This window comes from Nesterenkonia sp. PF2B19 (assembly GCF_001758425.2).
GTDB lineage: Bacteria > Actinomycetota > Actinomycetes > Actinomycetales > Micrococcaceae > Nesterenkonia > Nesterenkonia aethiopica.
Genome location: NZ_MDSS02000012.1, coordinates 42069 through 68942 on the forward strand (window position 1 = coordinate 42069; position 26874 = coordinate 68942).

Annotated in this window: 20 protein-coding genes, 1 tRNA gene and 2 pseudogenes; 9 read left to right on the forward strand and 14 right to left on the reverse strand. The window is 69.8% G+C overall.

The features are described from left to right. Positions 1-39: 39 nt before the first annotated feature. Positions 40-1032, forward strand: a complete 993-nt coding sequence (locus tag BCY76_RS05645; protein ID WP_070162423.1) for an LLM class flavin-dependent oxidoreductase — start codon at positions 40-42, stop codon at positions 1030-1032. Between the two features lie 37 nt (positions 1033-1069). On the opposite strand, the gene BCY76_RS05650 is transcribed toward BCY76_RS05645, so the two are convergent. Next, a complete protein-coding gene (locus tag BCY76_RS05650; RefSeq protein ID WP_085437314.1) occupies positions 1070-4141 on the reverse strand; it encodes a bifunctional [glutamine synthetase] adenylyltransferase/[glutamine synthetase]-adenylyl-L-tyrosine phosphorylase in 3072 nt (1023 codons plus the stop codon). Between the two features lie 16 nt (positions 4142-4157). Further along, positions 4158-5498: a type I glutamate--ammonia ligase gene (gene glnA / locus BCY76_RS05655; RefSeq protein WP_085437316.1), complete on the reverse strand. Its 1341-nt coding sequence runs from the start codon at positions 5496-5498 to the stop codon at positions 4158-4160. 147 nt (positions 5499-5645) lie between these two features. Here glnA and panB point away from each other — a divergent pair. Further along, positions 5646-6568, forward strand: a pseudogene (gene panB / locus BCY76_RS05660) (3-methyl-2-oxobutanoate hydroxymethyltransferase). Between the two features lies 1 nt (position 6569). Here panB and BCY76_RS05665 read toward each other — a convergent pair. After that, positions 6570-6752, reverse strand: coding sequence for a hypothetical protein (locus tag BCY76_RS05665; RefSeq protein WP_070162421.1), 183 nt, complete (start codon positions 6750-6752; stop codon positions 6570-6572). Between the two features lie 51 nt (positions 6753-6803). Beyond that, positions 6804-7577 (reverse strand): DeoR/GlpR family DNA-binding transcription regulator, encoded by a 774-nt coding sequence (locus tag BCY76_RS05670; RefSeq protein WP_070162419.1) that lies wholly within the window; start codon positions 7575-7577, stop codon positions 6804-6806. Positions 7578-7634: 57 nt separating this feature from the next. Between BCY76_RS05670 and BCY76_RS05675 the strand changes: the two genes are divergently transcribed. The 6 genes and pseudogenes from BCY76_RS05675 to BCY76_RS05700 all read left to right on the forward strand — a co-directional run bounded on the left by BCY76_RS05675 (position 7635) and on the right by BCY76_RS05700 (position 14346). After that, entirely contained in the window at positions 7635-8828 is a 1194-nt protein-coding gene (locus BCY76_RS05675) for an MFS transporter (protein ID WP_170922605.1), read from the forward strand. A 10-nt stretch (positions 8829-8838) separates the two neighbouring features. After that, positions 8839-9738: a type I methionyl aminopeptidase gene (map, locus tag BCY76_RS05680; protein WP_083277793.1), complete on the forward strand. Its 900-nt coding sequence runs from the start codon at positions 8839-8841 to the stop codon at positions 9736-9738. A 254-nt stretch (positions 9739-9992) separates the two neighbouring features. Continuing rightward, positions 9993-10900, forward strand: a pseudogene (ppgK, locus tag BCY76_RS05685) (polyphosphate--glucose phosphotransferase). A gap of 121 nt (positions 10901-11021) precedes the next feature. Next, a tRNA-Val gene (locus tag BCY76_RS05690) sits at positions 11022-11094 on the forward strand. Positions 11095-11329: 235 nt separating this feature from the next. Then, positions 11330-13513 (forward strand): AfsR/SARP family transcriptional regulator, encoded by a 2184-nt coding sequence (locus BCY76_RS05695; protein ID WP_070162414.1) that lies wholly within the window; start codon positions 11330-11332, stop codon positions 13511-13513. Then, positions 13510-14346 carry a tetratricopeptide repeat protein gene (locus tag BCY76_RS05700; RefSeq protein ID WP_070162412.1) on the forward strand — a complete coding sequence of 279 codons (837 nt, stop codon included), beginning with the start codon at positions 13510-13512 and terminating at the stop codon, positions 14344-14346. Before BCY76_RS05695 ends, BCY76_RS05700 begins: the two co-directional genes overlap by 4 nt. A gap of 12 nt (positions 14347-14358) precedes the next feature. Here BCY76_RS05700 and BCY76_RS05705 read toward each other — a convergent pair whose 3' ends face one another. Continuing rightward, positions 14359-14646 (reverse strand): hypothetical protein, encoded by a 288-nt coding sequence (locus tag BCY76_RS05705; protein ID WP_070162410.1) that lies wholly within the window; start codon positions 14644-14646, stop codon positions 14359-14361. Between the two features lie 300 nt (positions 14647-14946). Between BCY76_RS05705 and BCY76_RS05710 the strand changes: the two genes are divergently transcribed. Further along, positions 14947-17757, forward strand: a complete 2811-nt coding sequence (locus BCY76_RS05710) for an AfsR/SARP family transcriptional regulator (RefSeq protein ID WP_170922606.1) — start codon at positions 14947-14949, stop codon at positions 17755-17757. A 320-nt stretch (positions 17758-18077) separates the two neighbouring features. On the opposite strand, the gene BCY76_RS17450 is transcribed toward BCY76_RS05710, so the two are convergent. From BCY76_RS17450 to BCY76_RS05745, 9 genes are all read right to left on the reverse strand, one after another. Then, positions 18078-18278, reverse strand: a complete 201-nt coding sequence (locus BCY76_RS17450; protein WP_139827637.1) for a hypothetical protein — start codon at positions 18276-18278, stop codon at positions 18078-18080. A 267-nt stretch (positions 18279-18545) separates the two neighbouring features. Beyond that, entirely contained in the window at positions 18546-19709 is a 1164-nt protein-coding gene (locus BCY76_RS05720) for an ABC transporter ATP-binding protein (RefSeq protein WP_083277789.1), read from the reverse strand. Next, positions 19706-20065, reverse strand: a complete 360-nt coding sequence (locus BCY76_RS18985) for an ABC transporter permease subunit (protein WP_170922600.1) — start codon at positions 20063-20065, stop codon at positions 19706-19708. The genes BCY76_RS05720 and BCY76_RS18985 overlap by 4 nt, the downstream gene beginning before the upstream one ends. After that, entirely contained in the window at positions 20065-20346 is a 282-nt protein-coding gene (locus tag BCY76_RS18990; RefSeq protein ID WP_170922601.1) for a hypothetical protein, read from the reverse strand. Before BCY76_RS18990 ends, BCY76_RS18985 begins: the two co-directional genes overlap by 1 nt. After that, a complete protein-coding gene (locus BCY76_RS18995; RefSeq protein ID WP_237089992.1) occupies positions 20316-22358 on the reverse strand; it encodes an extracellular solute-binding protein in 2043 nt (680 codons plus the stop codon). The genes BCY76_RS18990 and BCY76_RS18995 overlap by 31 nt, the downstream gene beginning before the upstream one ends. 396 nt (positions 22359-22754) lie before the next feature. Beyond that, positions 22755-24230, reverse strand: coding sequence for an NCS2 family permease (locus tag BCY76_RS05730; protein ID WP_070162400.1), 1476 nt, complete (start codon positions 24228-24230; stop codon positions 22755-22757). Between the two features lie 29 nt (positions 24231-24259). Continuing rightward, on the reverse strand, positions 24260-25492 hold the full coding sequence (locus BCY76_RS05735; protein ID WP_085437324.1) for a CynX/NimT family MFS transporter: 1233 nt from the start codon (positions 25490-25492) through the stop codon (positions 24260-24262). Continuing rightward, the gene (locus BCY76_RS05740; RefSeq protein WP_170922607.1) at positions 25489-25989 is read right to left on the reverse strand and encodes a redoxin domain-containing protein; all 501 of its coding nucleotides are present in this window, start codon (positions 25987-25989) and stop codon (positions 25489-25491) included. Before BCY76_RS05740 ends, BCY76_RS05735 begins: the two co-directional genes overlap by 4 nt. Further along, on the reverse strand, positions 25986-26456 hold the full coding sequence (locus tag BCY76_RS05745; RefSeq protein WP_237089993.1) for a DUF3052 family protein: 471 nt from the start codon (positions 26454-26456) through the stop codon (positions 25986-25988). Before BCY76_RS05745 ends, BCY76_RS05740 begins: the two co-directional genes overlap by 4 nt. Positions 26457-26874 lie beyond the last annotated feature (418 nt).

The following is a 26874-nucleotide window of genomic DNA, read 5'->3' on the forward strand; positions in this document are numbered from 1 at the left end:
TCAGCGCACCCGTCCGTCCGGAACCGCCGAGGAGCCGCTGTGCCTGCATCCCGTCCCCTGTCCCTGCTGGATCTGGCGACCGTCCGGTCCCCGGAGACGATCGCAGACGGCATCGCCCGCAGCCGCCGACTGGCACGCACCGCCGACGGCCTGGGCTACACCCGGCTCTGGTTCGCCGAGCATCACAACATGCCCCACATCGCCTCCTCGGCGACCTCACTGATGATCCAGCACATCGCCGCGGCCACCGAGAACCTCCGCGTCGGCTCCGGCGGCATCATGCTGCCCAACCACACTCCCCTGGTCATCGCCGAGCAGTTCGGCATGCTGGAGACTCTCTTCCCCGGGCGGATCGACCTCGGACTGGGTCGGGCCCCAGGCACCGACGGCGCGACCATGCGGGCGCTGCGCCGCGACGGCACCGAGTCCGACCGGTTCGAGTCCGACATCATGGAGCTCAACGGCTATCTGTCCGGATACTCCCGCATCCCCGGGGTCCGGGCCTACCCGGGGGACGGCACCGACGTCCCCCTCTATATCCTCGGGTCTTCCCTGTTCGGCGCCCAGCTGGCCGCCAAGCTCGGGCTGCCCTATGCCTTCGCCTCCCACTTCGCCCCGCAGATGCTGACCCAGGCCGCGGATCTCTACCGGTCCACCTTCGACGCCACCCGGTCGCTGCTCGGCCCCGAGGCCCGCCCGCACTTCATCGCCGCGGCCAATGTGATCGCCCACGACGACGCCGACGCGGCCCGGGCCCAGCGCCGGGCCGCCGAAGACTCCTGGATCCGCAGCATGCTCGGCCGAAACCGGACGTTGACGGACGACGACGTCATCATGCTCCGTGACCATCCGGCAGGTCAGCAGGTGCTCGACATGCTCTCACGCACCGTGGCCGGCACAGGAGCAGAGGTCATCGCCTGGCTGGACCGCCTGGCCGAGGAGGTCCAGGCCGACGAGCTGATGCTGGTCAACCTCGCACCCGAGGAGGACGTCCAGCACCGCACTTTGGAGCTCCTCTCCCCGACCGCATGACGGTGCCGGGTTCTCGACGTCCGACCCTCGGGGTCCGTCAGACGTCTTCGTAGAAGAGCCTCTCGTAGACCTGCCGGCAGCGCCGCGTCGTACGCAGATAGTGTTCCTCGAAGGCGGCTGCGGAACCGGCGTCGAAGCCGCACCAGCGGGCCACGGCCTCCAGGTCCCGGCGCGATGAGGGCAGTACGTCCGAGGTCCGTCCGCTCCACACCTTCATGGCGGCCCTGGCTCGGGTGCACAGCCTCCAGGCCTCGGCCAGCACGGCGGCGTCCTCTGCCGCCAGCAGCTCATGCTGAACCAGCACCTCGAGGGTGTCCAGCGTGTTCGTCACCCGGAGCTCCGGGTGCTCATAGGCATGCTGCAGCTGGAGCAGCTGGGCCAGCCATTCCACGTCGGAGAGACCGCCGCGGCCCAGCTTCACATGACGGGACGGGTCGGCGCCACGGGGAAGGCGCTCCGATTCGACCCGGGCCTTGATCCGCCGGATCTCCCGCACCTCGGACTCGGAGGGGGCCGGGGCGTAGCGGACCTCATCCACCAGCTCCATGACGTCGGCCGCCAGCTCGTCACAGCCGGCGATGGGACGGGCTCGCAGCAGCGCCTGGCGCTCCCAGATGTCCATCCACCGCCGGTAGTACTCGCGGAAGGACTCCAGGGTCCGGGAGATCGGGCCGGTCTTGCCCTCGGGTCGGAGATCGGCGTCGAGCTTCAGGGGGTCCTCCCCACGCACCGGCGGCTTCACCGACTGGGAGAGCAGAGCGGTCAGCCGTGTCGCCAGACGCCGGGCCTGCTCATCGGCGACGGTCGGGTCCGCCCCCTCGACGGCGCGGTGCACGAACATGGCGTCCATGTCCGACCCGTAGGAGATCTCCTGGCCACCCTGCCGTCCCATGGCGACCACGAGGAACTTGACGTGCTCGCCCTGCTCGGCAAAGACCTCCCGCTCGGCCACGTGCAGGGCGCCCAGGGTCGCGGCCCTGTCGACGTCGGAGAGCGCACGGCCCACCTCATTCAGCTCCAGCAGCCCGGCGGCGTCGGCGATTGCGATCCGAAGCACCTCGCGCTGACGCACCAGTCGGGTGAGCCGGACCGCGGTGGACGCGTCCCCCTCATGCCGGGCCAGCTGATTTCGGATCTCCGTCCACAGCGACTCGAAGCTCAGCGGTCGCAGCGCAGAGTCGTCACCCAGCCACCGGCTCGACTCCGGCGAGTGCTCCAACAGGTCGGAGATGAAGCGGGAGCTGGTGAGGATGTGGCACAGCCGCTCGGCGGCCACCGAGGAGTCCCGCAGCATCGTCAGATACCAGGGGCTCGTGCCCAGGGACTCGCTGAGCCTCCGGAAGGCCAGCAGTCCGGCGTCGGGATCCACCCCTTCGGCGAACCAGCCCAGCATCATCGGCAGGATGCGGCGCTGCAGCGTCGCACGCCGGGTGACTCCCGCGGTGAGCGCCTCGATATGCCGCATAGCGCCGGAGGTGTCCGAGTACCCCAAGGCGGCGAGCCGGTCCTGTGCGGCCTGGGACGACAGGCGGACCTCCTCGTCGGAGAGCACCGCAGTGGTCGAAAGCAGCGGACGGTAGAAGATCGTCTCGTGGAAGCTCGCCACCTCACGCACCACGCTGCGCCACGCCTTGAGCAGGTCCTCAGCGGAATCCCGTCGGTCAGCCTGCGGCGGCCGCACAGCATGGGCGAGGGCGCGGAGCTCCGGCTCCCTCCTGGGCATCAGATGCGTGCGTCGCATGTTCGACATCTGGATCCGGTGCTCGTAGAGCCGCAGCTGTCGGTAGCAGCGGGACATGGCCTCCTGGTCCCGGCTGGCCATGTACTCGCCCTCTCCGAGCGCTCGGATGGCGGTCAGCGTGTCCCGGACGTGCAGCTCCTCGTCCACGCGTCCATGGACCAGCTGCAGCAGCTGCACCGTGAACTCGATGTCACGCAGCCCTCCACGGCCGAGTTTGATCTCCCGGTCCACATGCTCGGCAGGGATGTGTTCGAAGACCCGCCGGCGCATGCGCTGGACGTTCTCCACGAACTCCGGCTGCTGCGAGGAGCTCCACACCAGCGGCCACAGCGTGGTGATGTAGGCCTCGCCCAATGCCTGGCTGCCGGCGATGGGGCGCGCCTTGAGCAGCGCCTGGAACTCCCAGCCGTGGGCCCACCGCTTGTAGTACTCCACATGGGACTCCAGGGTGCGGGTGAGCGGGCCGTCCTTGCCCTCGGGCCGCAGATTCGCATCGACCTCCCACAGCCCTGGTTCCGGCGCCGAGGAGTTGATGACCTTGGAGATGCCTCCGGCCAGCCCTCCGGCGATCGAGCTGACCTGCGCGTCGTCCACGTCCTCCGGCCCGCGATGGACGAAGACGACGTCCACGTCGGAGATGTAGTTCAGCTCGCGGGCCCCGCATTTGCCCATCCCGATGACCGCGAGCTCCACCTGCTGGGCGATCGGGCCGTGACGCTCCACCAGCTCCGCCCGAGTCACGGCGAGGGCGGCCTCGACGGCCGCGGCCGCCAGGTCTGCCAACTGCTGGGAGACCAGCGGCTGATAGGCCAGCGGGTCCGCCGCGGTGAGGTCACGCAGAGCCACGGCGGTGAGCAGGCGACGATAGGCAACTCGCAGGGCGACCGCGGCGTCGCGGGCCGTGAACCCGTCATCCAGGCGGGCCACCGGCGTCTCTGACCCGGGGTCCGCGCGCACCTCTTCGAGCAGGACCCGCCGGAGGTTCTCAGCGTCGTCGACCCGCGGCCGACCATCGGGGGATGGAAGATCCGCCTCCTCCCGGTGATCGAACACCACGCGCACCGCGTCAGGGCGGCGCACCAGGAACTCGCCGAGCGCCCTCGAGGCGCCCAGGAGCCGGATCAGCGGGACCGCCTGCGGATGGTGGCCGTCGCTGACCTCCTCGAACAGCGCGAGGACGTCCGGTGCCTGCTCGAGCAGCCGGATGAGCAGCAGCAGGGCCTGATCGGCATCGGGGGCCCGCCTCAGCGTGCCCAGGAGTTCCGGCCTGCCGATCGTCCGCAGCTGATCGTCCTGCAGGAAGGCCGCAGCTCGGTCCAGCTCGTCGAAGCCGGCGGCGATCAGGTCGCGTGTGGACGGTGTGCTCATGCTCGTCCGGCCGGTCTCAGATCATGCCCAGGTATCGGTTGATCTCGAAGGGCGAGACGTTGATCCGGTACTCGTCCCATTCCTGCTGCTTGTTGCGCAGGAAGTTCTCGAAGACCTGCTCGCCGAGGATCTCCGCCACGAGCTCGGAGTCCTCCATCTGGCGGATCGCATCGTGCAGCGTGCCGGGCAACGGCTTGATGCCCAGTGCCTTGCGCTCCGGGGTGGTCAGAGACCACACGTCCTCAGTGATCGCCTCCGCCAGCTGGTACTCCTCCTGGATGCCCTTCAGCCCGGCACCCAGCACGACCGCGTAGGCGAGGTAGGGGTTGGCGGAGGAGTCGATGCCACGGAACTCCACCCGCGCAGAGCCGCCCTTGGTGGGCTTGTACAGCGGCACCCGCATGAGGGCCGACCGGTTGTTGTGCCCCCAGGAGACGTGCGACGGCGCCTCTCCCCCGCCCCAGAGGCGCTTGTAGGAGTTCACGAACTGGTTGGTCACCGCCGTGAACTCCGGTGCGTGGGTGAGCACACCGGCGATGAACTGCCGGGCGATGGTGGAGAGGTTGAACTCGGCGTTCGGCGCGAAGAACGCGTTCGTGTCGCCCTCGAAGAGCCCGAAGTGCGTGTGCATGCCCGAGCCGGGGTGCTCGGCGAAGGGCTTGGGCATGAAGGTCGCGTATTTGCCCTGCATCACGGCGACCTCCTTGATCACCGTGCGGAAGGTCATGATGTTGTCCGCCGTGGTCAACGCGTCCGCGTAGCGGAGGTCGATCTCGTTCTGGCCGGGTCCGGCCTCGTGATGGCTGAACTCCACCGAGATCCCCACGGCCTCCAGCATGGAGACCACATGGCGGCGGAAGTCCTGGGAGACGCTGCCGGTCACGTGGTCGAAGTATCCTGCCCGGTCCACCGGCACGGGGTAGCCGTCCGCGTCGACCTCGTCGGAGTCGAGCAGGTAGAACTCGATCTCCGGGTGGGTGTAGCAGGTGAAGCCCATCTCCGCGGCGGTGTCGAGCTGTCGGCGCAGCACGGAGCGCGGGTCAGCGGCGGCCGGCTCCTGGTCCGGCGTGAGGATGTCGCAGAACATCCGGGAGGTGGGCTCATCCTCGCCCCGCCACGGCAGGATCTGGAAGCTCGAAGGGTCGGGCTTCAGCAGCATGTCCGACTCGAAGACGCGGGAGAGTCCCTCGATGGAGGAACCGTCGAAGCCCAGCCCTTCGCTGAAGACGCCCTCCACTTCGGCGGGCGCCAGGGCGACCGACTTCAGCGCGCCCACGACGTCGGTGAACCACAGACGCACGAAGCGCACGTCCCGTTCCTCGATGGTGCGCAGTACGAATTCCTGCTGTCGATCCATGCTCGCTGCAGCCTCTCTGCCGTGCGTGGGTGTCTCGCCGCTCCCACTCTACCCAAGTCTTCGCCCACGTCGGGGCCATCCGGGGTGCGGTTCGGGGTTCGCCGACCCTCATGCCGGCTCGCCGGCAGAAGGCGCTAGCCTGGAGCCATGCCAGCTGAGAATCAGAGCAGCGAGACAGACACCCAGGCCACCTCCCCCGCGTCCGCCCCCTATGGGGGGTCAGGCGGCGCGGCGGCCGGAGGCACCGCAGGCAAGGCCGGGGCGACGCCGCACTCCCCCTCGCGGATCCGCACGGTCCACCTGCGACGTTTCAAGGACGACGGCCGCCGCTTCGCCATGCTGACCGCCTATGACGCCCAGATCGCCTCGATCTTCGACGAGGCGGCGTCGAGGTGCTGCTGGTGGGCGACTCCGCCGCCAATGTCATGATGGGCCGGACCACTACGCTGCCGATCACGGTGGACGAGATGCTGGTGTTCTCCCGATCAGTGGTCAACGGCGTCCGGCGCGCCCTGGTGGTGGCCGATGTGCCGTTCGGCAGCTACGAGGCCTCCCCGCAGCAGGCGGTGGCCACCGGCGTGCGCTTCCTGAAGGAGGCCGGCGTCCACGCGGTGAAGGTCGAGGGGGATGCCGCCATGGCGCCCCACGTGCGCGCCATGGTCGCCGCCGGGATCCCGGTCATGGGGCATGTGGGATTCACTCCGCAGTCGGAGCACGCGCTCGGAGGCTACCGAGTCCAAGGCCGCGGCGATGCGGCCGCCCGAGTGCTCGAGGACGCGCGAGCCATGCAGGACGCCGGCGCGTTCTGCGTGCTCATGGAGATGGTCCCCTCGGAGGTCGCCGCCGAGGTCGACGCCGCTCTGGAGGTCCCGACCATCGGCATCGGCGCCGGAGGGTCCACCACCGGGCAGGTGCTCGTGTGGCAGGACATGCTCGGCATGACCCAGGGCCGCGTGCCTCGCTTCGTGAAGCGCTATGCCGACCTTCGCGGGGTGATCTCCGAGGCCGCGACGGCTTTCGCCGACGACGTGCGCTCGGGCACGTTCCCCGCGGAGGAGCACGGGTTCTGAGTCAGCCCTCGGCGTCCTCCGCCGAGTCGCTCTCGTCCCATCGCTCGTTGTTCGCCCGCACCTTCTCCATGGCGCGGGCCGCCTCCGTATGGGAGTCGTAGGGACCCAGGAGGTGCTTCCAGCTGGACTGGGCGCCCTGCTCGACCTCGCCGGTGCGGACGTTGTACCAGTACTGCGTGCTCATGGCTCCAGCCTACGCCGCACGCCCTCGCAGGCACAGCGCGAAGGCGCGACATCAGGCACAGCAGACGACGTCGACCCCCTCCTGCTCCAGCCAGAGCCGTCGCTCGCGAGACAGACGCCCCGTGGCGAGGGTGTCTACCGCCGAGGAGGGGCACACCGAGAAGACCGCCGAGAGCCCGATCTTCTCGGCCGCCGCGGCGGCGACCACCTGACGGGAGGACCCGATGAGCGCCTTCTTGACGTCGGCGTCCTGAAGCGTGGACGCCGTCATCCCGGACTCCTCGTCCCATCCGCAGACCCCCAGCACGCCGATGTCCGCCCGGAAGTCCTCGATGTCGCGCACCGCCCGGTGGCCGCTCCAGGACAGCTCGCCAGGGTTGAGCTCGCCTCCGGGGGTCAGCACCCGGATCCCCCTCCCTGAGGCGTCCCCTCCCTCCGCAAGCACGGCCGCGAGATGCACCGACAGCGCGAGGACGGTGAGCTCCCGCCCGGCCAACGCTCGGGCCACCGCTCCGCAGGTGGTGCCGTCGTCGAGGATCACGCTGGAGCCGTCCGGGATCATGGCGGCCACCGCCTCCCCGATCCCGCGCTTCTCCTCCACATGAGTCTCGCTGCGCACCTGGAACGGCAGCTGCGCGCCTCGTGCGGGCAGCCCGACGGCACCCCCATGAGTGCGCCGCAGCACCCCGCGGCGTTCGAGATCGCTCAGGTCCCGGCGAATGGTCATCGCAGAGGCCCCGGTGGCGCGGACCAGATCGGAGGCGCGCACCTCGTCGCCGCCCCGCACGGCTGCGATGATCGTTCTGTGTCTGTTCGCACGTTGCATGTGTTCGATCTGATCGGAAGACTGCTCGCCATGCAAATGCCCAGCCCAGCGGACCGCGTGCCGACTCCGCCGCCGCCCTCCCTGCGACGCAGCCGGATGGCGACCATGGCGGCCTTCGCCACGAACGGCGCCCTGCCGGCCTCCCTGCTGGCCCGGTATGCGGAGGTCAAGGAGGCCCTGGGACTGAGTCCGGCGCTCTTCGGACTGCTGGTCGTCGGCATCGGTCTGGGCGGCACGCTGGCCGTGCACCTGCCGGGAGTGATCTCCCGTCGCTTCGGCGTCGCCTGGTCGGCCGGTGTGGGCACGGCCTGGGTGGGCGGCTCCCTGGTGGTGGCCACCTCCGGCGTGGCACTGGCCAGCCCGTGGCTCGTCCTGCTGGGACTGCTGCTCGCCGGCTTCGGAGACGCCGTGGTGGACGTGGCGCAGAACTCCCAGGGCTTGCGGGTCCAGGAGGCCTACGGCCGGTCCCTGCTGAACTCCATGCACGCCGGGTGGAGCGTCGGAGCGGCGCTGGGCGGCGCCGTCGGCACGCTCGCCGCACTGCTGGGTGTGCCGATTCTGACCCATATGGCCGTCTGGGCCGTGGTCTGCGCGGCCGCGATGGCCGCATCCGCCCGGGCGTTCCTGCCGGAGCCGGAACCGGTGCTGGGCACCCCGCAGAGCACCACCCGCGCCACCGGCTGGGCCACGGCGAAGATCCTGATCCCGTTGGCGCTGGTGGCACTGGCCGGGATCTCGGTGGAGGACGTGGGCAACAACTGGTCCGCCGTGCTGCTCTCCAGCGAACGCGACATGGCCGCGGCCTCCGCCGGCATCGGCCTCACCGTCCTGCTGACCGCCCAGTTCATCGGCCGCCTGCTGGGAGACAGGGTGATCGATCGGCTCGGCGACCGTCGGGCTCTGCTGCTGAGCCTCGCCGCCGTCGTGCTGGGTCTCCTCGGGGCCGCCTGGGCGCCCACCGTCCCCCTCACCCTCGCCGGACTGGCCCTGGCCGGAGTGGGCTGTGCGGTGACCGTCCCGATCGCGTTCGCTCGCGCCGACGCGGTGCCCGGACTGCCCCCGCACAGCGGCGTCACCTGGATCAGCTGGACCATGCGGACCGTCACGCTGAGCCTCTCGCCGGCGATCGGCGCCATGACTCAGAGCACCTCGCTGCCGATCGCCCTGACCGTGGTGACCCTCATCGCCGTCGTCGCCTGGTGCTGCAGCTGCGCCCCGTCGCCCGGTGAACGCCCCCTGTCGGAACGTTAGGATGGGGTCCATGGCTTCCGCTCCCTCCTCCACCGCCCCGATCGGCACGCTCACCAAGGGCACCGTGACTCCGATGCGGCCCGTGCCGCACCACATCGAGAAGCCGAACTACGTCGGGCTGGACGCGCCCCCGGAGTACACCGGGGAGGACGTCTACGACGCCGCGACGGTGGAGCGCATCCGCCGTGCCGGACAGCTCGCCGCCGATGCGATGGTGGCCACCGGCCGACTCATCCGCCCCGGGGTGACCACCGACGAGCTCGATGCCTTCGCCCACGAGTACCTCGTGTCCCGTGGGGCCTACCCCTCCTGCCTGTCCTACCGCGGCTTCCCCAAGGCGATCTGCACCTCCGTCAACGAGGTCATCTGCCACGGCATCCCCGACTCCACGACCCTGCAGGACGGCGACATCGTCAACCTGGACATCACGGCCTACCTCGACGGCGTCCACGGCGACCACAACCGCACCTTCCTCGTGGGCGACGTCGACGAGGACTCCCGGCTGCTGGTGGAGCGGACCCACGAGGCCATGATGCGCGGGATCCGCGCCGTGAAGCCCGGCCGCCCCATCAACGTCATCGGCCGCTCCATCGAGTCCTATGCCAAACGCTTCGGCTACGGCGTGGTCCGCGAGTTCATCGGCCATGGAGTGGGCAAGGCGTTCCACACGGGGCTGGTCATCCCCCACTACGACGCCGCACCCGAGTACTCACGTCCCATGGAGCCCGGGATGGTGTTCACCATCGAGCCGATGCTCACCCTGGGGACGCGGCACTGGGACATGTGGGAGGACGGCTGGACCGCGGTCACCCGCGATCGGCGCCGCACCGCACAGTTCGAGCACACGCTGGTCGTCACTGACGACGGGGCGGACGTCCTCACACTCCCCTCGGCCGACGAAGACGCCTGATCAGCCAGGCGCCGGGCGGCCGCGCAGTTCCCGTGGGGCTCCGCACGCCCGCGTCCGCGGCGCGTCAAGCATCGTGACATACGTGACCTGCATCGCTCCGACCCGCTATCCTGTTCTCTGGCCGACCCCGCAGGGTCTGGCCGTCCGATCCCGGTGCGACGACGCACGTCCAGTCCTGTGGCCCCCGAGCAGAGCCGGCAGCGCGTCGTCGATCGCCGCTGTCTCGCTCTTCTCGCCTCACCCCTTGGAGAGCAATGACCCACTCTGACCAGTCTCAGCCTCTGGCCGCCCAGGCGGTCGCCCCTGCCAGCTTCGCCGTCGACGACCTTCCCAAGCGGGCGATCGGCATCGACGTGGGCGGCACCGGCATCAAGGGCGGGATCGTCAACCTCCAGAAGGGCAAGCTGACCGGCGAGCGGTTCCGCATCCCGACGCCGAGGCCGGCCACGCCGGAGGCCGTCGCGGAGGTCATCAGCACCATCCTGGAGGAGCTGCTGGGGCGCGAGAAGGCGCCCTCCCGCGATGAGCTGGCCGTCGGCGTCCTGGTGCCCGGCATCGTGATCGACAACGTCGTGCTCTCCGCCGCCAACATCGACGACTCCTGGATCGAATGCGACGCCGGTGAGCTGCTGCGCCCGCTGCCCGGTGACGTCTCCACGCTCAACGACGCCGACGGCGCCGGTCTGGCTGAGGCACGGTACGGCGCTGGCGCTGGACGCGCGGGCAGCGTGCTCACCGTCACTCTGGGCACGGGGATCGGCTCTGCCTGGTGCATGACGGGGTGCTGGTCCCCAACAGCGAGCTGGGGCACCTGGAGTTCGAAGGAGAGGTCGCCGAGCAGAAGGCCTCGGCCGCGGCCCGCGAACGCGTCGACATGCCCTGGGACGAGTACGGGCGGCTCCTGGACCGCTACCTCACTCACGTCGAGCGCCTGTTCTCCCCCTCCCAGTTCATCATCGGCGGGGGCATCTCCAAGCGCAGCGAGGACTTCCTCCCCCACGTGACCAGCACCCGCGCGCCGGTGGTGCCTGCCCAGCTGAAGAACAACGCGGGCATCGTCGGCGCGGCGCTCTTCGGCGCCGAGCAGCGCGCCCTGGCGCGGCGTTCCGCGGCCGTGGACCCGCAGCAGGAGGCCGCTGAGAAGATCAGCGCGGACGCCTGAGCGGCCGCCCTGCAGGAGGGCTTCCTCCGTCGCGGGCGCTGAGCCCTTTGGTATAGTGCTGTGGCCGGCGCGCCCGTCCCGACGTCATTGCGCCTGTCACGGGAACGCGGCCGCCGTGCCCGGGCCTTTAGCTCAGCTGGTAGAGCATCGCGTTTACACCGCGAGTGTCATCGGTTCGATCCCGGTAGGGCCCACCGATGCCCGGCACGGTCTCCGTGCCGGGCATCGTCGTTCCCGCAGCAGCTTCCGCTCCGGCCATGCCGCGCGGCCACAGACCGCGCCTCACGGTCGAGCAGCCATCCTCACCACAGCACCCACCGGGTACGGTGGACGGATCCTGAGACGCATCTCTGGTTCTGAGGGGAGGACACAGTCGCACAGGGCCCGGTCCTGGCCGGTCGGCGGGGACGGGCGTGCCGTCTGCAGATCATGGTGGTTGTCGAGGTGCTGGGGCCGGTGCAGGTCAGACGCGACGACGGCACCGTCGTCCGTCCGCCAGGCCTGCAGGCGCTGCTGCTGAGCATGCTGGTCGTGGACGCAGACCAGATCGTCACGACGGATCGGCTGATCGACGTCATGTGGGGCGCTGCCCCGGATGATCGTGCTGCTCATCGCCTGCAGTCCCATATCCACCGGCTGCGCCGCACACTCGACACCGGTGCCACGATCGAGGCCGACGGCGGCGGGTACCGTCTGAGCCTCGAAGGCGGGGCTGTCGACGCGGTCCGCTTCGAGAAGCTCCTCGCGGAGGCACGGAGGGCGGCCGAGATCGGCGACCATGACCAGGTGGTGACGCTGTGTCGCGACGCTCTCTCCCTGTGGCGGGGCGCACCGTTCGAGACCATCGAGACCACACGTCTGGCCGGAGCATCGCGGCGCCTCCACGACCTTCGCTCGTCCACCTGGGAACTGCTGCTGGCCTCGGAGCTGTCCCGGGGAAACCACGAGACGGTGGCGCGAGAGATCGAGCCGCTGGTCCGTGAGCACCCGCTCCGCGAGCGCCTCCACGAACTGCTCGTCACGGCCCTCTCCCTCTCCGGTCACCACGCCGACGCGCTGGGGGCCTGTGAACGCGCCAGGACATGGCTTCTGGATGAGCTCGGCGTCGAGCCCGGACCCCGGCTGCGAGAGCTGCATCGCATGGTCCTCGCCGAGGAAGCGATACTCGTCGACCCGGGCACGTCCGTCCCGAAGCCGTCCCGCCAGGTTCCCGCCCAGCTGCCGGTGTGTCCCCGTGTCTTCGTCGGCCGCACGGACGTCCTTCGGGAGCTTGACGAGGGGAGGAGCCGTGCTGTCGATCCGGTCAGGATCTTCTGCCTGACCGGTGGCGCCGGCACTGGCAAGACGGCGCTGGCCGTCTCGTGGGGACATGCGGTCACAGGCGACTTCCCGGACGGACAGCTGTACATCGATCTGCGGGGCTTCGGCCCGGATGAGCCTCGGGACCCTACGGAAGCACTGCCCGGACTTCTCACTGCTCTGGGCGTCCCGACGGCGGAGATTCCTGATGGCGAGCACGAACGATCAGCCCTGTTCCGATCGGCCATGTCAGGTCGTCGGATGCTGGTGGTGCTCGACAACGCCAAGGACGCCGACCACGTCCGGCCTCTGCTCCCGGGGACATCGGAGTCAGTCACCGTCGTGACCAGTCGTTCGCAGCTGACCGGACTGGTCGTGCAGGAAGGTGCGCATCGCCTCCCGTTGGGTCCGCTCTCCCCGGAGGAGACTCAGCAGCTCATCGCGGACCTGGGCCTGCCGCTGGATGACTCACAGGCCGATTCCCTGGCAGCAGTCTGCTCGCGCCTCCCCCTGGCCCTGCGTATCGCAGCCGAGCGTATGCGGTCAGGAGGCGCCCAGGAACTGGACGCGCTCCTCGCCTCGCCCCAGGACGTCCCTCCTGACGCCGGGGCTCGGCTGGACGTGTTGGACGTCGGAGAGGACCGGGCGTCCGTTCGCGGCGTCTTCTCCTGGTCCTACCGTCACCTGGACCATGACTCCGCATGGATCTTCCGATGCTTCGGCATCTCACCGTCCGCTGAACTGAGCCTGGGTCCGCTCTCAGCGCTCGCCCACCTCGATGAACGCGCCACCCGGCGCGGCGTGGAGACGCTCCGGCGTGCTCATCTGGTCGAGCCGGTGTCCCGGGGGCGCTACCGGCTTCATGACCTGCTTCGGGTCTACGCGATCGAGCTCTCCGAGAATCACGATCCGGAGTCGGCGCGGCAGCGAGCCTTCGCCCGGCTGTGCGATCACTATCTCGAGCGGGCGCCTTGGCCATGGTGGTCCGCATGCCCCACCAGACCGACCATCCCAGCATCCAGGACCTGGCAGGCAGGGCGAAGGCGACAGGAGCCGACGTCGACGTCCGGTCAGCCATCACCTGGCTCACCACCGAACGTGAGAATCTCGTCCTCACCTCGGAGGAGGCCGCCCGCCGCGGGGGCCATCCCTTCTCCACAGACCTCTCCGAGATCATCTGGCGCGATCTGTACCATGATGAGGCCCATGTGCTGGCGGAGCGACTGCATGGCGCTGCGCTCCGAGCGGCTCGCCATGTCGACGATGCTTCTGGGGAGGGCACTGCGCATCGACGTCTTGCCATCACCGCGGTGAACCGTGCGCGTCTCGACGAGGCCCAGCATCACGCCGCACGCGCCCTGGAGCTCCACGCGACGGCCGATGCCCTCAAGGAGATCGCCGCTGACCGGGACACGCTCGGTGCGTTGAGCTTCTACCGTTGTCGTCCGGCCGACGCGGGTGCGCACTTCGAATCCTCGGCTCACGCTCACGAGGAGCTGGCAGATCCGCGAGGGGGCTGCGCCATGGCCAATGCCGGTCTGGTCCATCAGCGGATGGGGCGCTTGGACGATGCCCTGTTCTGGCTGGGGAAGGCACTGGACTACAGCCACCAGCACCACCAGACGTCTGATGAATGCTCCGCCTGTGCGTCCCTCTCCCTGGTGCACAGAGAACGGGGCGAACTCGAGACATCTCTGAGATGCGCCGAGCAGGCCATTGCCCTGGCACAGGACATTGCGGCCGCGGACCTCGAAGGTTTCGCCCGGGCGGAGATGGGCAAGACGTCATGGCTGTCGGGTGAGACCGCCACAGGGCAGCACCTGCTGGACCAGGCGCTCGACGTGGCAGAGCGACTTGTGATCGAGGACCTGGCGTCGGAGGCCCGGTTCGGTCTCGGGGAGATCGCTCTTGACCGCGGGGACCTCCACCGTGCGGTCGGCCTCTTCACTGCGGCCCTCGACGTCTCGGACCAGTATTGGTACGAGTTGGCCCAAGCCCATAGGGGGCTGGCCCGGACCTTCGACGCGCTCGGCTCAGTCGACGAAGCGACGGAGGCCTGGCGGCGGGCCGCGGAGATCTATACGGCTGTCGATCATCCTGACGCCGAGGCGCTGCGACGACGGGCGGCGGGCGGACCCGCTCCGTGAGCGCCGGGGACATCAGCGCCGAGCTGGGCCGCACGGGGTCAGCCTCCGCGGACCCGGCCGCTCGCCCTCACGGCAGATACCCGTAGGCGCAGCCGTGGCCCGGGCGACCATGTCGTCGTGCCGCCGCCGCGCTTCCCAGCCGACCAGTCGGCGCCGGTGGATCTCCTGGGGCCCCGGCCGCTCGCGTCGGACGACGCAGATCTCCTCGCAGCGGCTGGCCCACAGCACCAGGCGCGCGCCCAGCTCGTAGGCCAGCCGCCGCGCGGCGGGGATGCTGTGGACATCGATGATGCTGGTCATGGTTCTCCTCACGCAGACATGTCTCCGGCTGCAGGTCCCCTCCTCGTATGGCTCCACTGTGCCGACACCGCCTCACAGTCTCCTCACACGGGCCTCACACGCCCTTCTGCAGCGGTCCGCTCAGCCGCTGACCTGGGACGTCTCCTCTCCATCGGCGCCGAAGAGTTCTCGGAGAGCGCTGCGGCACGGTACCGTGTCATCGTCGGGCACGGTCGTCGCAACGGGAGGGGAGGATCGCCCCGGCGGTCGCGGGCGCCGCCATCCGGAGGCACCGCTCCGGAGTCTGCCGGGGATCATGACATGCCGATCTTCGAGGTGCTGGGGCCTGTACGCGTTCGTCGCGATGACGGCAGCACACTCACCCCGACAGGTCTGCAGTCCCAGCTGCTGGGGCTGCTCCTGGCGAACCCCGGCCGCCTGCTGACCCATGACCGGCTCGCCGACGCGATGTGGGGATGCCCGGCGGATCCGCGGATGGTCCATCGCCTGCAGACGCACGTGCATCGCCTGCGCTCCGCCGTCGGCGACCTGCCCCTGGCCGCGGACCCCGGTGGGTACCGGCTTCAGATCACCGCGGAACAGACCGACGCCGGACGGTTCGAGTCCCTGGTCTCCGCGGCGGCCGACGTCGCCGCCCAGCAGCCAGCCCAGGCCGCGGCACTCGCCCGTGAAGCCCTGAACCTCTGGCGCGGACGACCGTTCCACGGCCTGGAGACCGAGGAGACCGCGGCGGCATCTGTGCGCCTGCAGCATCTGCGGGTCACCGCGTGGGAGGAGCTCTACGCCGCTGAGCTGACCTGCGGGCATCATGCGCTCGTGGCCGACGAACTGCCACCTGTCGTCGATCAGCACCCGCTGCGTGAGCGCCTCCGCGAGCTGCTCATGATGAGCCACGCCGCAGCGGGCCGTCAGGCCGACGCCCTGGCTGTCTTCCACGAGGCACGCTCGGTGCTGCGCCGGGAACTGGGTGTGGAACCGGGCCCTGGACTGCAGGACCTGCAGGCGCGGATCCTCTCCGGTGCCGCACTGGACCATGACCGTCTTCCGCCTGCCGCGGCCCTCGAGGCGCTGTCACGCCAGCGGGCCGGCGTCCACGGGGCCTGCGCGGCTGTGGAGGTCCCAGCTCAGCTGCCCGCCCGGCCGCGAGGATTCATCGGACGCGACGCCGAGCAGAGTGAGCTCTGGACGTGGCTGGACGATGACCATCGTCCGGCGTCGCTGTTCACACTCATCGGCGGCGCCGGCGTCGGCAAGACCGCCCTGGCTCTGCATTGGGCCCACGAGATCGCCCACCGGTTCCCCGACGGTCACTTGGCGGTGGACCTGCGGGGGTACGGTCCCGAGGATCCCGTGCCTGCAGAACAGGCCCTCGCCGGGTTCCTGCGCGCTCTCGGCACGGACGTCGAACACGTCCCCGACGGACTCGACGAGCGCGCGGCGGCCTTCCGGTCCCAGACGGCGGAACGACGCCTGCTGATCCTGCTGGACAACGCCCGCGATGTGTCCCAGGTGCGGCCGCTGCTGCCCGGAGGCTCCGGTTCCCTGGTCATCGTGACGAGCCGGACCGCGCTCACGGGGCTGGTGCTGCAGGAGGGCGCGCACCAGATCGCCCTCAGCACGATGGGCGACGACGACTCACGCCGCCTGCTCGGACAGCTGCTGGGCCCGGCGCCCAGCGCTGATCAGCTGGAGACCCTCGCCGACCGGTGTGCGCATCTGCCGCTGGCCCTGCGTGTCGCCGCCGAACGTGTCCGGGGGATCGGATCTGAGGACCTTCCGACGGTCCTGGAGGATCTCGAGGACCTGCAGGATCGACTCGACGTCCTCGACCTCCACGCCACCGGGGACCAGGCGTCCTCCATGCGAGCGGTGTTCTCCTGGTCGTATCTGGGCCTCGAGCCGACCCCAGCCTGGCTGTTCCGCTGCTTCGGCGTCGCACCGGCCCATGAGCTCAGCCTCCAAGGCCTGTCCGCCCTGGCGGGGCTCGAGCTCCGCATCGTTCGGCAGGGGGTAGAGGGGCTGCGCCGAGCCCATCTGGTGGAGAGCTGCGGGCCTCACCGGTACCGCCTGCATGACCTCCTCCGCAGCTACGCGATCGAGCTCACCGAAGACCACGAGGGCGACACCGTCCGGGAGGCGTGTCTCGACCGTCTGTCCCGCCACTACCTTCGGGGCGTGGCGGCCGCTTTGGAGATCCTCATGCCCGAAGAGATGACCATCCCCGAGGCGCGGGATCTCCTCGACGCCGACACCGTCCGGCCGTTCAGCCGGAAGACGGACGCAGCGGAATGGCTCGAGCAGGAGCTGCCCCATCTGCTCGTCACCGCGGAGCACTGTGCCGATGGCGGCCAGCCGCGCTTCGCCGTCGTGCTGTCCAAGCTCCTGCGTCGCCACCTGGACCGCTCCCCCTATCTGCACAGCGCCCACCGGCTGCACACCGCAGCCTTCCTGGCCGGCCGCCGCCTGGAGGACCTGGCCGCACAGGGCCACTCACTGCGGATGCTGGGGCGAGTGGCCCTGCTGCGGGTGCAGCTGGAGGAGTCGCGTGAGCTGCTGGAGCGGTCCGTGGACTGTCACCTCCGAGCCGGAGAGGAGCGTGAGGCCGCCGTCACCCGAGGGCTGCTGGGAGGGGCCCACGCCTATCGCGGAGACATCCGCGGCGCCCTGCGCGAGCACCGATCCTCCGTGGACACGCTGCGGGCCCTCGACGACCCGGCGGTGTGCTTCTCCCTGGCCAACTGGGGGCTGGCCCACCATCTGCTGGGTGAGGCGGACGAGGCCCGCAGGCTCCTCCACGAAGCAGTCGACATCAGCCGGCAGCGCGGCTCGCCCTACGGCGAGTCCGTCGCCCTGCTGAACCTGACCCTGACCTACGCGAGCACCGGAGAGCATGAGGCTGCGTTGGACCTCGCCCGGCGGACGCTGCGACTGGCCACCAGGCTGGGGCGTCGCGCTCGCGCCTGCCAGGCCCTGGTCAGCGCCGGAGAGGCGCTCCACGGCGTGGGCCGGCGCAAGGTCGGTCACCGGCTCGTGCGGTTGGCCCTGACCGAGGCCGAGATCTGGGGCAGCGGGACATCATCGCCACCGCCCACCTGGCGCTCGGCGGCCTGACGCGAGAGGCCCGGGCGCTGCAGCACAGCAGGTCCCACCTGCTCATCTCTCTGGAGCAGGCGCGCGGGCACTGGGACCTGGAGGCGCTGACCCTGATCAGTCTGGGCGAGACATGCTCCGCGACTCAGGACCCAGACGGTGCGCGGGAGGCATGGGGCCAGGCGCTGGCGATCTACGAGCGGGTGGGCCACGCTCACACGCCGGTCCTGCGGCGTCGTCTTCAGGGCGTCGAGTCTCCGGCGGTCACCTGACGAGACGAGGGGGCTCCGACCGTGGGCTCGCGGTCTCCCGAACGGCCGGTCTCCGGACCGGCTCGCCCCTCAGAGGCCGACGGCGGGGATGATCTCTCGTTGCCACGCCTGACGACCATGGACGACGAAGCGATGCTCGTAGCCGTCCCGGATGTCGACGACCACAGCGTTGGGCACCACAGGGACCATTCCGGCGATCCTCGTCCAGCCGAGGCGGAGGTCGGTGACCTCCTCCAGCGGCACGACCGCATCTCCCGTCTGGGCGTTCATGCGATGAGCCGCGGAGCGCAGCTGCCGATCCATCAGCGCGAGGTTTCCCTCAGAGCCCGGGGGATGGTCCTGACAGCCGCTCCTTGCTGCTCCGAGGACCACGACCGCGACATGGCCCGGCCTGACGGTGCGGACCTCAGCGCCGACGTCCTCGTGACCTGCCGCCCGGGCGCCTCTCCGGGTCGTCGTGGCCATGTCATGGCCCTCTGAGGAGGACACCTCTGTCACAGACCTCCCCTGGACCGAGATGGCCCGAGGTGGTCGAACTCAGTGCTGAGGCTCCGATTCCGGATAGGCGACCCCGGGCCCGGCGACGGCCAGCCGCACGACCGCGCCCGGCGGCAGCGGATCGGCGTTGAGCCGGCGCACGCGGATGGGCTCCTCGAGTCCGTCCACCGACACCACAGCCGTGGTGTCATGCCCGAAGTACTGCGAGGTCAGCACCTCGGCACGGACGCCTTCGTCGGCCAGCACGATCTGCTCCGGACGAAGCATGACGGTGGCCGATGCGTCCGCGGTGCGCCAGCTCCGATCCTCGGCCGACTCCTCCGGTTCGGAACGCACCACCGAGACGTCTCCGAGCACAGTGGACGCCACGCCGGGACTGCGCAGGCGGGCCGGCAGCAGCACGGCCTCGCCCAGGAACCTGGCAGTGCGCGCATCACGGGGGCGGCGGTAGATCTCCTCCGGGGTGCCCGTCTGGGCCAGCCGCCCGTCCCGCAGCACGGCCACCTGGTCGGCGAAGGACAGGGCCTCGTCCTGGTCGTGGGTCACCAGCACGGTGGTGGTCCCGGTCGAGGCGAGGATCTCACGGACGGCCTGCCGAGTGATCTCCCGCAGACCTGCGTCCAAGGCGGAGAACGGCTCGTCCAACAGGATGACCTCCGGACGCCGGGCCAGTGCGCGGGCCAACGCCACCCGCTGCCGCTGGCCTCCGGAGAGCTGATCGGGCCGCCGTCGCGCGTGGGAGCGGTCCAGGCTCACCAGGTCCAGCAGCTCCTCGACGCGGCGCCTCGCCTCCCCGCGCCGGATGCCCTTCGGCAGTCCGAAGGCGATGTTTCCTGCCACGTCGAGATGCGGGAACAGGGCCCCGTCCTGTGCCACCAGACCGATGCTGCGCCGGTGGGCGGGCACCTGGGTGACCTCCTGCCCGCGCAGGGACACCGTGCCGGTTGCGGGGCGGAGGAACCCGGCGATCACCCGCAGCAGCGAGGTCTTGCCGGAACCGGACGGTCCCACGATCGCGGTGGTGCTGCCGGGCGCCACCTCCAGGTCCACGCCCTGGAGGACCGGGGTGCCCCGCCCGAAGCCGACCGAGGCGCCCACCACCTGCAGTCCCGGCCGCTCAGCACCGGCCCCCAAGACGGCGGTCTGTCTCGCCGCATCGATTGGTGCGCCCGCGGGACTCGTGGTCAATGCCGGAGTGGTCATCGGACCTCCTTGAGCAGTCGTGAGATCATCATCCAGGCCGGAACGGCGGCGACGAGTACCAGCAGCGCCGCGAACGGAGCGGCGGCCGCGTAGGACTCGTTGCCGGTGTAGGTCCACAGCCGCGTGGCCAGAGTGTCGAAGCCTGTGGGCCGCAGCATCAGCGTCGCAGGAAGCTCCTTGATCACCGTGAGAAGGACCAGCAGCGCCCCGGAGACGATGCCCGGAAGCATCAGCGGCAGGGTGACGCGCAGATAGGCCTGCACCGGACTCCTGCCGAGCGCCCGCGCCGCCTCCTCCAGCTCCGGCGGCGCACTGAGCGCGGCCGAGAGGACCGGCCCCAGGCTCAGCGGCAGCATCAGGCGCAGTAGGCCAGTGTGAGCAGCCACATCGTCTGATACAGCGCCGGAAGGACCGTGATGCCGAGCATCACCACCGAGAGTCCGATGACGACCCCGGGCAGCGAATGCGCCAGATACGCGGCCCTCTCCAGGCCTCGAGCCAGGACGCTGGGGCGTCGGGCCAGCCACAGCCCCAGCGGGACGGCGATCAGCGTGGTCGCGGCCGCCGCCAGGCCGGCGGCCCACAGCGAGTTGCCCAGGGCACCCATCACCTCGGCGAGGGATCCCGGGCGGGACACCCCCTGGACGCTCCAGATGCCAGTGCCGAGAGCGGCACCCCCAGCGCGACGACGATCGGCGCCCACCCCAGCATCACGGCCGCACCACGCCAGCGCCCCAGATCGAGCAGCAGCAGGCGTCCACCTCCCGAGCCGGAGAGGCTCGCATACCTGGTCCCGGTGCGACGCAGACGCCCCTCGACGGTGAGGACGCACAGGGTGAGCAGCAGGAGCACGGAGGACAGTGCGATGCCGCCGAGTCGGTCGAATCCCATGGAGAAACTGGTGAAGATCGCCCGAGTGAAGGTGTCCACCCGCAGGATCGAGACTGCTCCGAAGTCCGCGATCACGTAGACCGCGCACAGCAGGCCCCCAGCGGTGATCGCCGGGGCGGCCTGTCGCACCGTCACCGTGAAGAACGTGGACAGCGGCCCGCGGCCCAGTGCCCGTGCGGCCTCCTCCTGCGCGGGATCGACAGCCACCAGGGCGGCGACCGCCGGCAGGTATACGTACGGGTACGTGACGGAGGTGATCACCACGACGGCGGCGGCGAAGCCCTCGAACGTCGTGCCCGGGCTGAGCAGCGCGTTCATCGACTGCCAGCCGAAGGCCGCCACATAAGAGGGAACCGCCAATGGCAGGGCGGCCGCCACCCCCAGGGCCACGCGCCCCGGGATCCGGGTGCGGGTCACCAACGCGGCCAACCCGACTCCGAGGGCCACACACAGCAGAGTCACCAGGCCGGTCAGGGCGAGGGACGTGACGGCCAGCCGCGCGCTGCGGGGGCTCAGGACAGCATCAGCGAAGTCGCCCAGGGGGTATTGGGCGACGCGCACCACCAGGTAGACCAGCGGCAGCAGGGCCACCGCGGTGCCGATCAGAGCTGCGGCCGCAGCCACCAGGGCACGCCGACGGCTCCGCCCCCGGCAGGGGCGGAGCCGTCCAGTGCGCCGGAGACCGACCGGCCGTGGTGGGGGTGATGGGTCAGCCCACCAGCCGGAATCTGTGATCATCTGCACGGTGGTCTCCAGGTCCTCCAGAGAGTTGAGGTCGATGTCCGGGACGTCGAGCTCCTCCAACGACGGCATGCCCTCCGGCCCGTCGAGGCCGTCGATCAGTGGGTACTCAGCCGTCTCTTCGGCGAAGTAGCGCTGGCCCTCGTCGCTGAGCAGGTGCTCCACGAGCGTATGGGCTCCTTCATGGTCGGCGTCGAACACTCCGACGCCGGCCACGTTCATCAGCGCGCCGACGTCGCCGTCACCGAAGAGGTGGTTGGCGATGTTCAGCTCTGCGGGGTCCTCCCCCAGCTCGGCCGCACGGCCGTAGAGGTAGTAGTGGTTGACCAGGCCCATCTCCACGACGCCGTCGGCGACGTCGGAGACGATCTCGCCGTTCTTCTCCCGGATCTGCGGGTCGTTCTCCGCCAGCCCGGTCAGGAAGTCCTCGGCGGTCTCGTCGCCCTCGATCTCACGGTAGGCGGTCACGAACGCTTGGAAGGACCCGTTGGTCGGAGCCACCGCGTAGCGCCCTGCGTACTCGGGATCGGTCAGATCCGAGACGGTCTCCGGCAGCTCCGACTCGTCGACGAGGTCTGTGTTGTACACCAGGGTGCGGGCCCGGCCCGAGACTCCGACCCATCGGTCCTCCGCGTCACGGAAGGCCTCCGGCACCTGGGCGAGGAGCTCCTCGTCAAGCTCCTCGAACAGCCCGTCCTGGGCGACGGCACCGAGCGCCCCGGCATCCTGGGCGAGGAAGATGTCAGCGGGTGTGGACTCCCCCTCCTCGAGGATCTGGGCGGCCAGCTCGGCGGTGTCTCCGTAGCGGACCTCGACGTCGATGCCGGTGTCCTCGCTGAACTGGTCGATCAGCGGCTGGATCAGCTCCTCGTTGCGTCCCGAATACAGCACGACGCTGTCCTGGTCGGCTCCGGCCTGCTCTCCGGCGGCCTCGTCCTGGTCGCCGTCGGTGGCGCCGCAGGAGGTGAGCGTCAGGGCCAGCAGCGCGACGGCGGCCGGCACGAGAGTGCGAGTCATCGAATGGGGTCCTTTCATGGGGCTGTGCCGCGGGCCCTCCGGCACATGCCCTGGGGGCCCGCTGTGCCGTCCGGGCTGCGTCTCTGTCGGTGGTGCGTTGTGGCCGATGGCGGCCCTTGGGATACGACAGAGCGGGCCCGCGTCCCGCACGGGCACCGTCCAGCAGTATACGCAACAGAAGCCTTGGCTAATAGCCCAGATCGGGACCAGGTGAAGGTGAGGCATCCCTTCCCCGGAGGTATCTCGCGTCAGTGAGGATGCCAGCGCGCCAGGTGAGGCCTATGTGACGATTTCCTCGACACTCCTGGACGAGGGCAGGCCGACAGACACGTCGGCCCCGGCCTGTGCAGGTGCACCGGGGCCGGGGCCGACGTCGTCGGACTGCCGACAGGCCCGTCAGCTCACGCCGAGAGCCTCCTGGATGGGGCCGGAGACGAAGTAGAGGATGAACAGCACCGCGGTCACGTACATGAGCGGATGCACCTCCCGGGCCTTGCCACGCAGCAGCTTGATACCCACGAAGGTGATGAACCCCGCGCCGATGCCGTTGGTGATCGAGTACGAGAACGGCATCATCACCACGGTCATGAAGGCCGGGATGGCGATCTCCACGTCCGTCCAGTCGATGCGGGTGATCTGCTGCATCATCAGGAACCCGACGAGCACGAGCGTCGCCGACGCGGCCTCGGTGGGGATGACCGCCGCCAGCGGCGCCAGCACGATCGTGGCCAGGAACAGCACGCCCGTGACCACATTGGCCAGCCCGGTTCGGGCGCCGTCGCCGACGCCGACCGTGGACTCGATGAAGCCCGAGTTCACCGAGGTGGAGCCCAGGCCGCCGCCCATGGTCCCCACGGCGTCAGAGATCATGATGCGCCGCGAGTAGGGGATCTCGCCTGAGGCGTCCTTGATGCCGCCCGCGTTGGAGACACCCACCATGGTGCCCAGCAGGTCGAAGAAGTTCGCCAGCAGCAAGGTGAAGATCGCCAACGACGCCGCGATGATCCCGATGTTCTGCCAGGACCCCAACAGGTTGAACTCGCCGATCAGGGACAGGTCCGGCAGCGTGAACCAGTTCTGGTAGAGGGTCGGCACAGAGAGGCCCCAGCCGTAGGGGTTCTCCTCGCCGTCCGCGCCGACCTGCGGCCCCACGCGGAACACCGCCTCCACAGTGAGCGCCAGCACTGAGGCGCCGATGATCGAATAGAGGATGGCGCCGCGCACCTTGGCGGCCCACATCACGAACAGGGCGAACAGGGCCACCAGGAAGATCAGCAGAGGCCACCCGAACAGGAAGCCGCCCACTCCCAGCTCCAGCCCCACTCCGCCGGAGTTCTGGATGAATCCGGCGTTCATCATCCCGATCAGGGCGATGAACAGTCCGATGCCGACGCTGATGGCATTCTTCAGCGGGGCCGGGACGGCGTTGAAGATCGCCTGCCGGAAGCCCGTCAGGACGAGGATCAGCAGGATGAAGCCCTCGATGACCACCAGGCCCATGGCGTCGGCCCACGTCATGCCCGGCAGCACCACGATGCCGTAAGTGATGAACGCCGAGAGGCCCAAGGACGAGGACACGGCCATCGGGAACTTGCCGACCACCCCCATCAGGATGGTCATCAGCCCGGAGATCAGCGACGTCGCCGCCGCCACGGCAGGCAGGTTCGGCTCGGTGCCGCCACCCAGGTAGTGACCGGTCGAGTCGGCCGCCGCGCCGATGATCAGCGGATTGAGCACGATGATGTAGCTCATGGCCAGGAAGGTGGCCAGGCCTCCGCGCACCTCCCGCCCGATGCTGGAGCCGCGCTCGGAGATGTGGAAATAGCGATCGAGGACGCCGTGCCGCGCCCGCTGGGAACTCTGTACACTCACGAGGCCCCACTCTAGGCGATCCGAGCCCCTCAGGCCCCGCCGCCGTCGTCGACGAACACCCGCCGACCGGCGAACCAGCCTGCCACGCCCTGGGCGGCGATCACGCCGAGCAGCACATGCAGCACTGGCACCCACGAACCTGTGACGTCCACCAACGCACCGGCGATCAGCGGCCCGGAGCCCGCCAGCAGGTACCCGATCCCCTGGGCCATGCCGGAGAGCCGCGCCGCCTGATGCGGCGTCCTGGCCCGGAGGGAGACGACGGTGAGGCTCACCAGAAGCGTGGCCCCGGAGGCGAAACCGGCCATGAGGCACCACACGGGCAGAAGCTGCGGGACGAAGGCCATGCCGGCGACCCCCGACCCCATCAGCACCGCCAGTCCGACGGCGATGCCGCGCTGATCCCGCGTGCGCTGCATCAGCGGACCCACCAGGAGGCTGGCGATGATCCCGACGGCCTGGTAAGCGGCAAGCCACCATCCCGCCGCCGCCTGAGAGATCCCGTGGTACGTCTGGATCGACGGCAGCCAGGTGAGCATGATGTAGAACACGGCCGACTGCAGACCGAAGTAGGCCGTGACCTGCCACGCCACCGGTGACCGTGTCAGTCGGCGTCTTCGGGGGCGCGGGCTGTCCGAGACCTCCGTCGGCAGCACCACGACCGCCTGCTCCTGCGGCCGTCCGCGGCGGGACCAGACCACTGCGGCGACGACGGCCAACGCCGAGGCTGAGGCCAGAGTGAGCTCCCAGCCGATCCAGGCGGCGGCCGGGACCGCCACACCGGAGGCCACCGCCGCACAGCCGACGAGCGTGGCGGTGTAGAGGCCCGTCATCAGGGGCACATGATCGGGAAAGTCCCGTTTGACCACCGCCGGCACCAGCACGTTCCCCACCGCGATGGCCCCCCCGAGGATGACGGTGCCCAGATACAACGTCCAGACCCCGGCCGGCAGCGGGCCGCCGGGGAGGGACCTCAGCACCGTGCCTGCGGCGAGCACGCCCAGCGCCAGCAGGATGCTGCGTTCCATGCCCAACCGGGAGGAGAGCCGATGCACCACAGGCGAGAAGACCCCGAGGCTGAGGACCGGCAGTGCACCCAACAGGCCCAATGCGCTCGCGCTCATCCCGGTGTCGGTACCGATCCGTTCGATCAGCGGCCCCACCACAGTGATGGCCGGACGGAGGTTGGCCGCCACCAGCAGCACGGTGACCAGCAGAAGGGCGCGAGTCGGACCCCGCGCGTCGTCCTGCGACGCTGTCATGTGAGACCAGCGAGCTCGGCCAGGGCCTCCTGGAGATCGCGAGATCGGTCCGAGGGAACGTGATGGACGTGACGGATCACCAGCTGGGGGTCGAGCACATAGCTGGTCCGCGTGGGCGCCCCCCGGGACGCGTCGAAGGCCCCGCAGGCTCGGGCGATCTCCCCGTGGGGCCAGAAGTCGCTCACCAGGTCGAAGGGGAGCCCCTCTCCCCCAGAGATCTCCTGCGCATAGGCACGCAGCGCGTGCAGGGAGTCGCAGCTGATCGCCACCACACGCGCACCGATCCTCTCGAACTCGCCGGCCGCGGCGTACACGGCGGACAGCTCCGTGCCGCAGACACGGCTGAACGCGTAGGGGTAGAACATCACCAGTGAAGGTGCCCCGGCGAGGTCATGCAGCGCGAACTCCTCGCCGTGATGGGTCCGCCCCCCGACGCCGGGGATCCGCTGCCCCGGCCGCAGTGGGCGGCCATCCCCCGCCACGTCGGTCGGACTCACTTGCGCGGCATGAGGCGGGCCGCGGCCCAGTCCGCACAGACGCCGGCCGACGAGGTCACGTGCAGCCCGGCGTTCGGCGCGGCGTCCTGGATCTCCACCGGCGGAACGTAGCCGTCACGCCCGGATCGCGGAGTCAGCAGCCACACCACGCCGCCGGTGTCGAGCGTGGTCAGCGAGTCCACCAGTGCATCGGTGAGGTCACCATCGCCGTCACGGAACCACAGGAGCACGGCGTCCACGACCTCGTCGTCGTCCTCGTCGATCAGCGGATCGTCGAGGAGGTCCTCCAGAGCGTCCCGGAAACCGTCGTCGACGTCATCGTCGACCCCGATCTCCTGGACGAGGGAATCAGCGGAGAGACCAAGCTCCTCCAACAGGCCCGACGTGTCGACCACATTGGTCGCGGCGTCGTAGGCGTGTCCGGTCTCGGCGCTCAACGGATCCTCGGCAGGGGCTGCCTGGCTCACCTGGGGTGTCCCTTCCTCTCGTGACATCGGGTGGAGGACCACGGCATGTGCCGCGCCTCTCACAGGCAACGTTACGTCGCCGGAGCACCGGGTGGGAAGTGCGACACCGGGTGTTCCGGGTAGAGTTGCCATGACGACGCGTGCCCGCACCCTGACGGGCGCGTACGACCTCGACAGCGCTGCCGGGCGTGACCCCTTGTGTCCGGGTTCTCAGTGCTGACCATCGACCCTTTGAGAGAGGTATGTTGTGAGCGCTGGTGAAGAGATCTCACATATTCGCAGCGGTCTGACCAACCAGTTGCCGGATGTGGATCCGGAGGAGACTCAGGAATGGTTGGAGTCTTTTGATCAGTTGGTGGAGGTCCATGGCACCGAGCGTGCGGAGTATATGATCCGTACCTTGCTCCAGCGTGCTGGA

Excerpts from the sequence above, each read along its gene's own strand:
- map (WP_083277793.1), top strand. The coding sequence starts at position 8,839 with ATGGCTTCCGCTCCCTCCTCCACCGCCCCGATCGGCACGCTCACCAAG.
- BCY76_RS05710 (WP_170922606.1), top strand. The coding sequence starts at position 14,947 with ATGCCGATCTTCGAGGTGCTGGGGCCTGTACGCGTTCGTCGCGATGAC.
- BCY76_RS17450 (WP_139827637.1), bottom strand. The coding sequence starts at position 18,278 with ATGAACGCCCAGACGGGAGATGCGGTCGTGCCGCTGGAGGAGGTCACC.
- BCY76_RS05665 (WP_070162421.1), bottom strand. The coding sequence starts at position 6,752 with ATGAGCACGCAGTACTGGTACAACGTCCGCACCGGCGAGGTCGAGCAG.
- BCY76_RS05695 (WP_070162414.1), top strand. The coding sequence starts at position 11,330 with ATGGTGGTTGTCGAGGTGCTGGGGCCGGTGCAGGTCAGACGCGACGAC.
- BCY76_RS05650 (WP_085437314.1), bottom strand. The coding sequence starts at position 4,141 with ATGAGCACACCGTCCACACGCGACCTGATCGCCGCCGGCTTCGACGAG.
- BCY76_RS18995 (WP_237089992.1), bottom strand. The coding sequence starts at position 22,358 with ATGACTCGCACTCTCGTGCCGGCCGCCGTCGCGCTGCTGGCCCTGACG.
- BCY76_RS05670 (WP_070162419.1), bottom strand. The coding sequence starts at position 7,577 with ATGCAACGTGCGAACAGACACAGAACGATCATCGCAGCCGTGCGGGGC.
- glnA (WP_085437316.1), bottom strand. The coding sequence starts at position 5,498 with ATGGATCGACAGCAGGAATTCGTACTGCGCACCATCGAGGAACGGGAC.
- BCY76_RS05735 (WP_085437324.1), bottom strand. The coding sequence starts at position 25,492 with ATGACAGCGTCGCAGGACGACGCGCGGGGTCCGACTCGCGCCCTTCTG.
- BCY76_RS05705 (WP_070162410.1), bottom strand. The coding sequence starts at position 14,646 with ATGACCAGCATCATCGATGTCCACAGCATCCCCGCCGCGCGGCGGCTG.
- BCY76_RS05720 (WP_083277789.1), bottom strand. The coding sequence starts at position 19,709 with ATGACCACTCCGGCATTGACCACGAGTCCCGCGGGCGCACCAATCGAT.
- BCY76_RS18985 (WP_170922600.1), bottom strand. The coding sequence starts at position 20,065 with ATGCTGCCGCTGAGCCTGGGGCCGGTCCTCTCGGCCGCGCTCAGTGCG.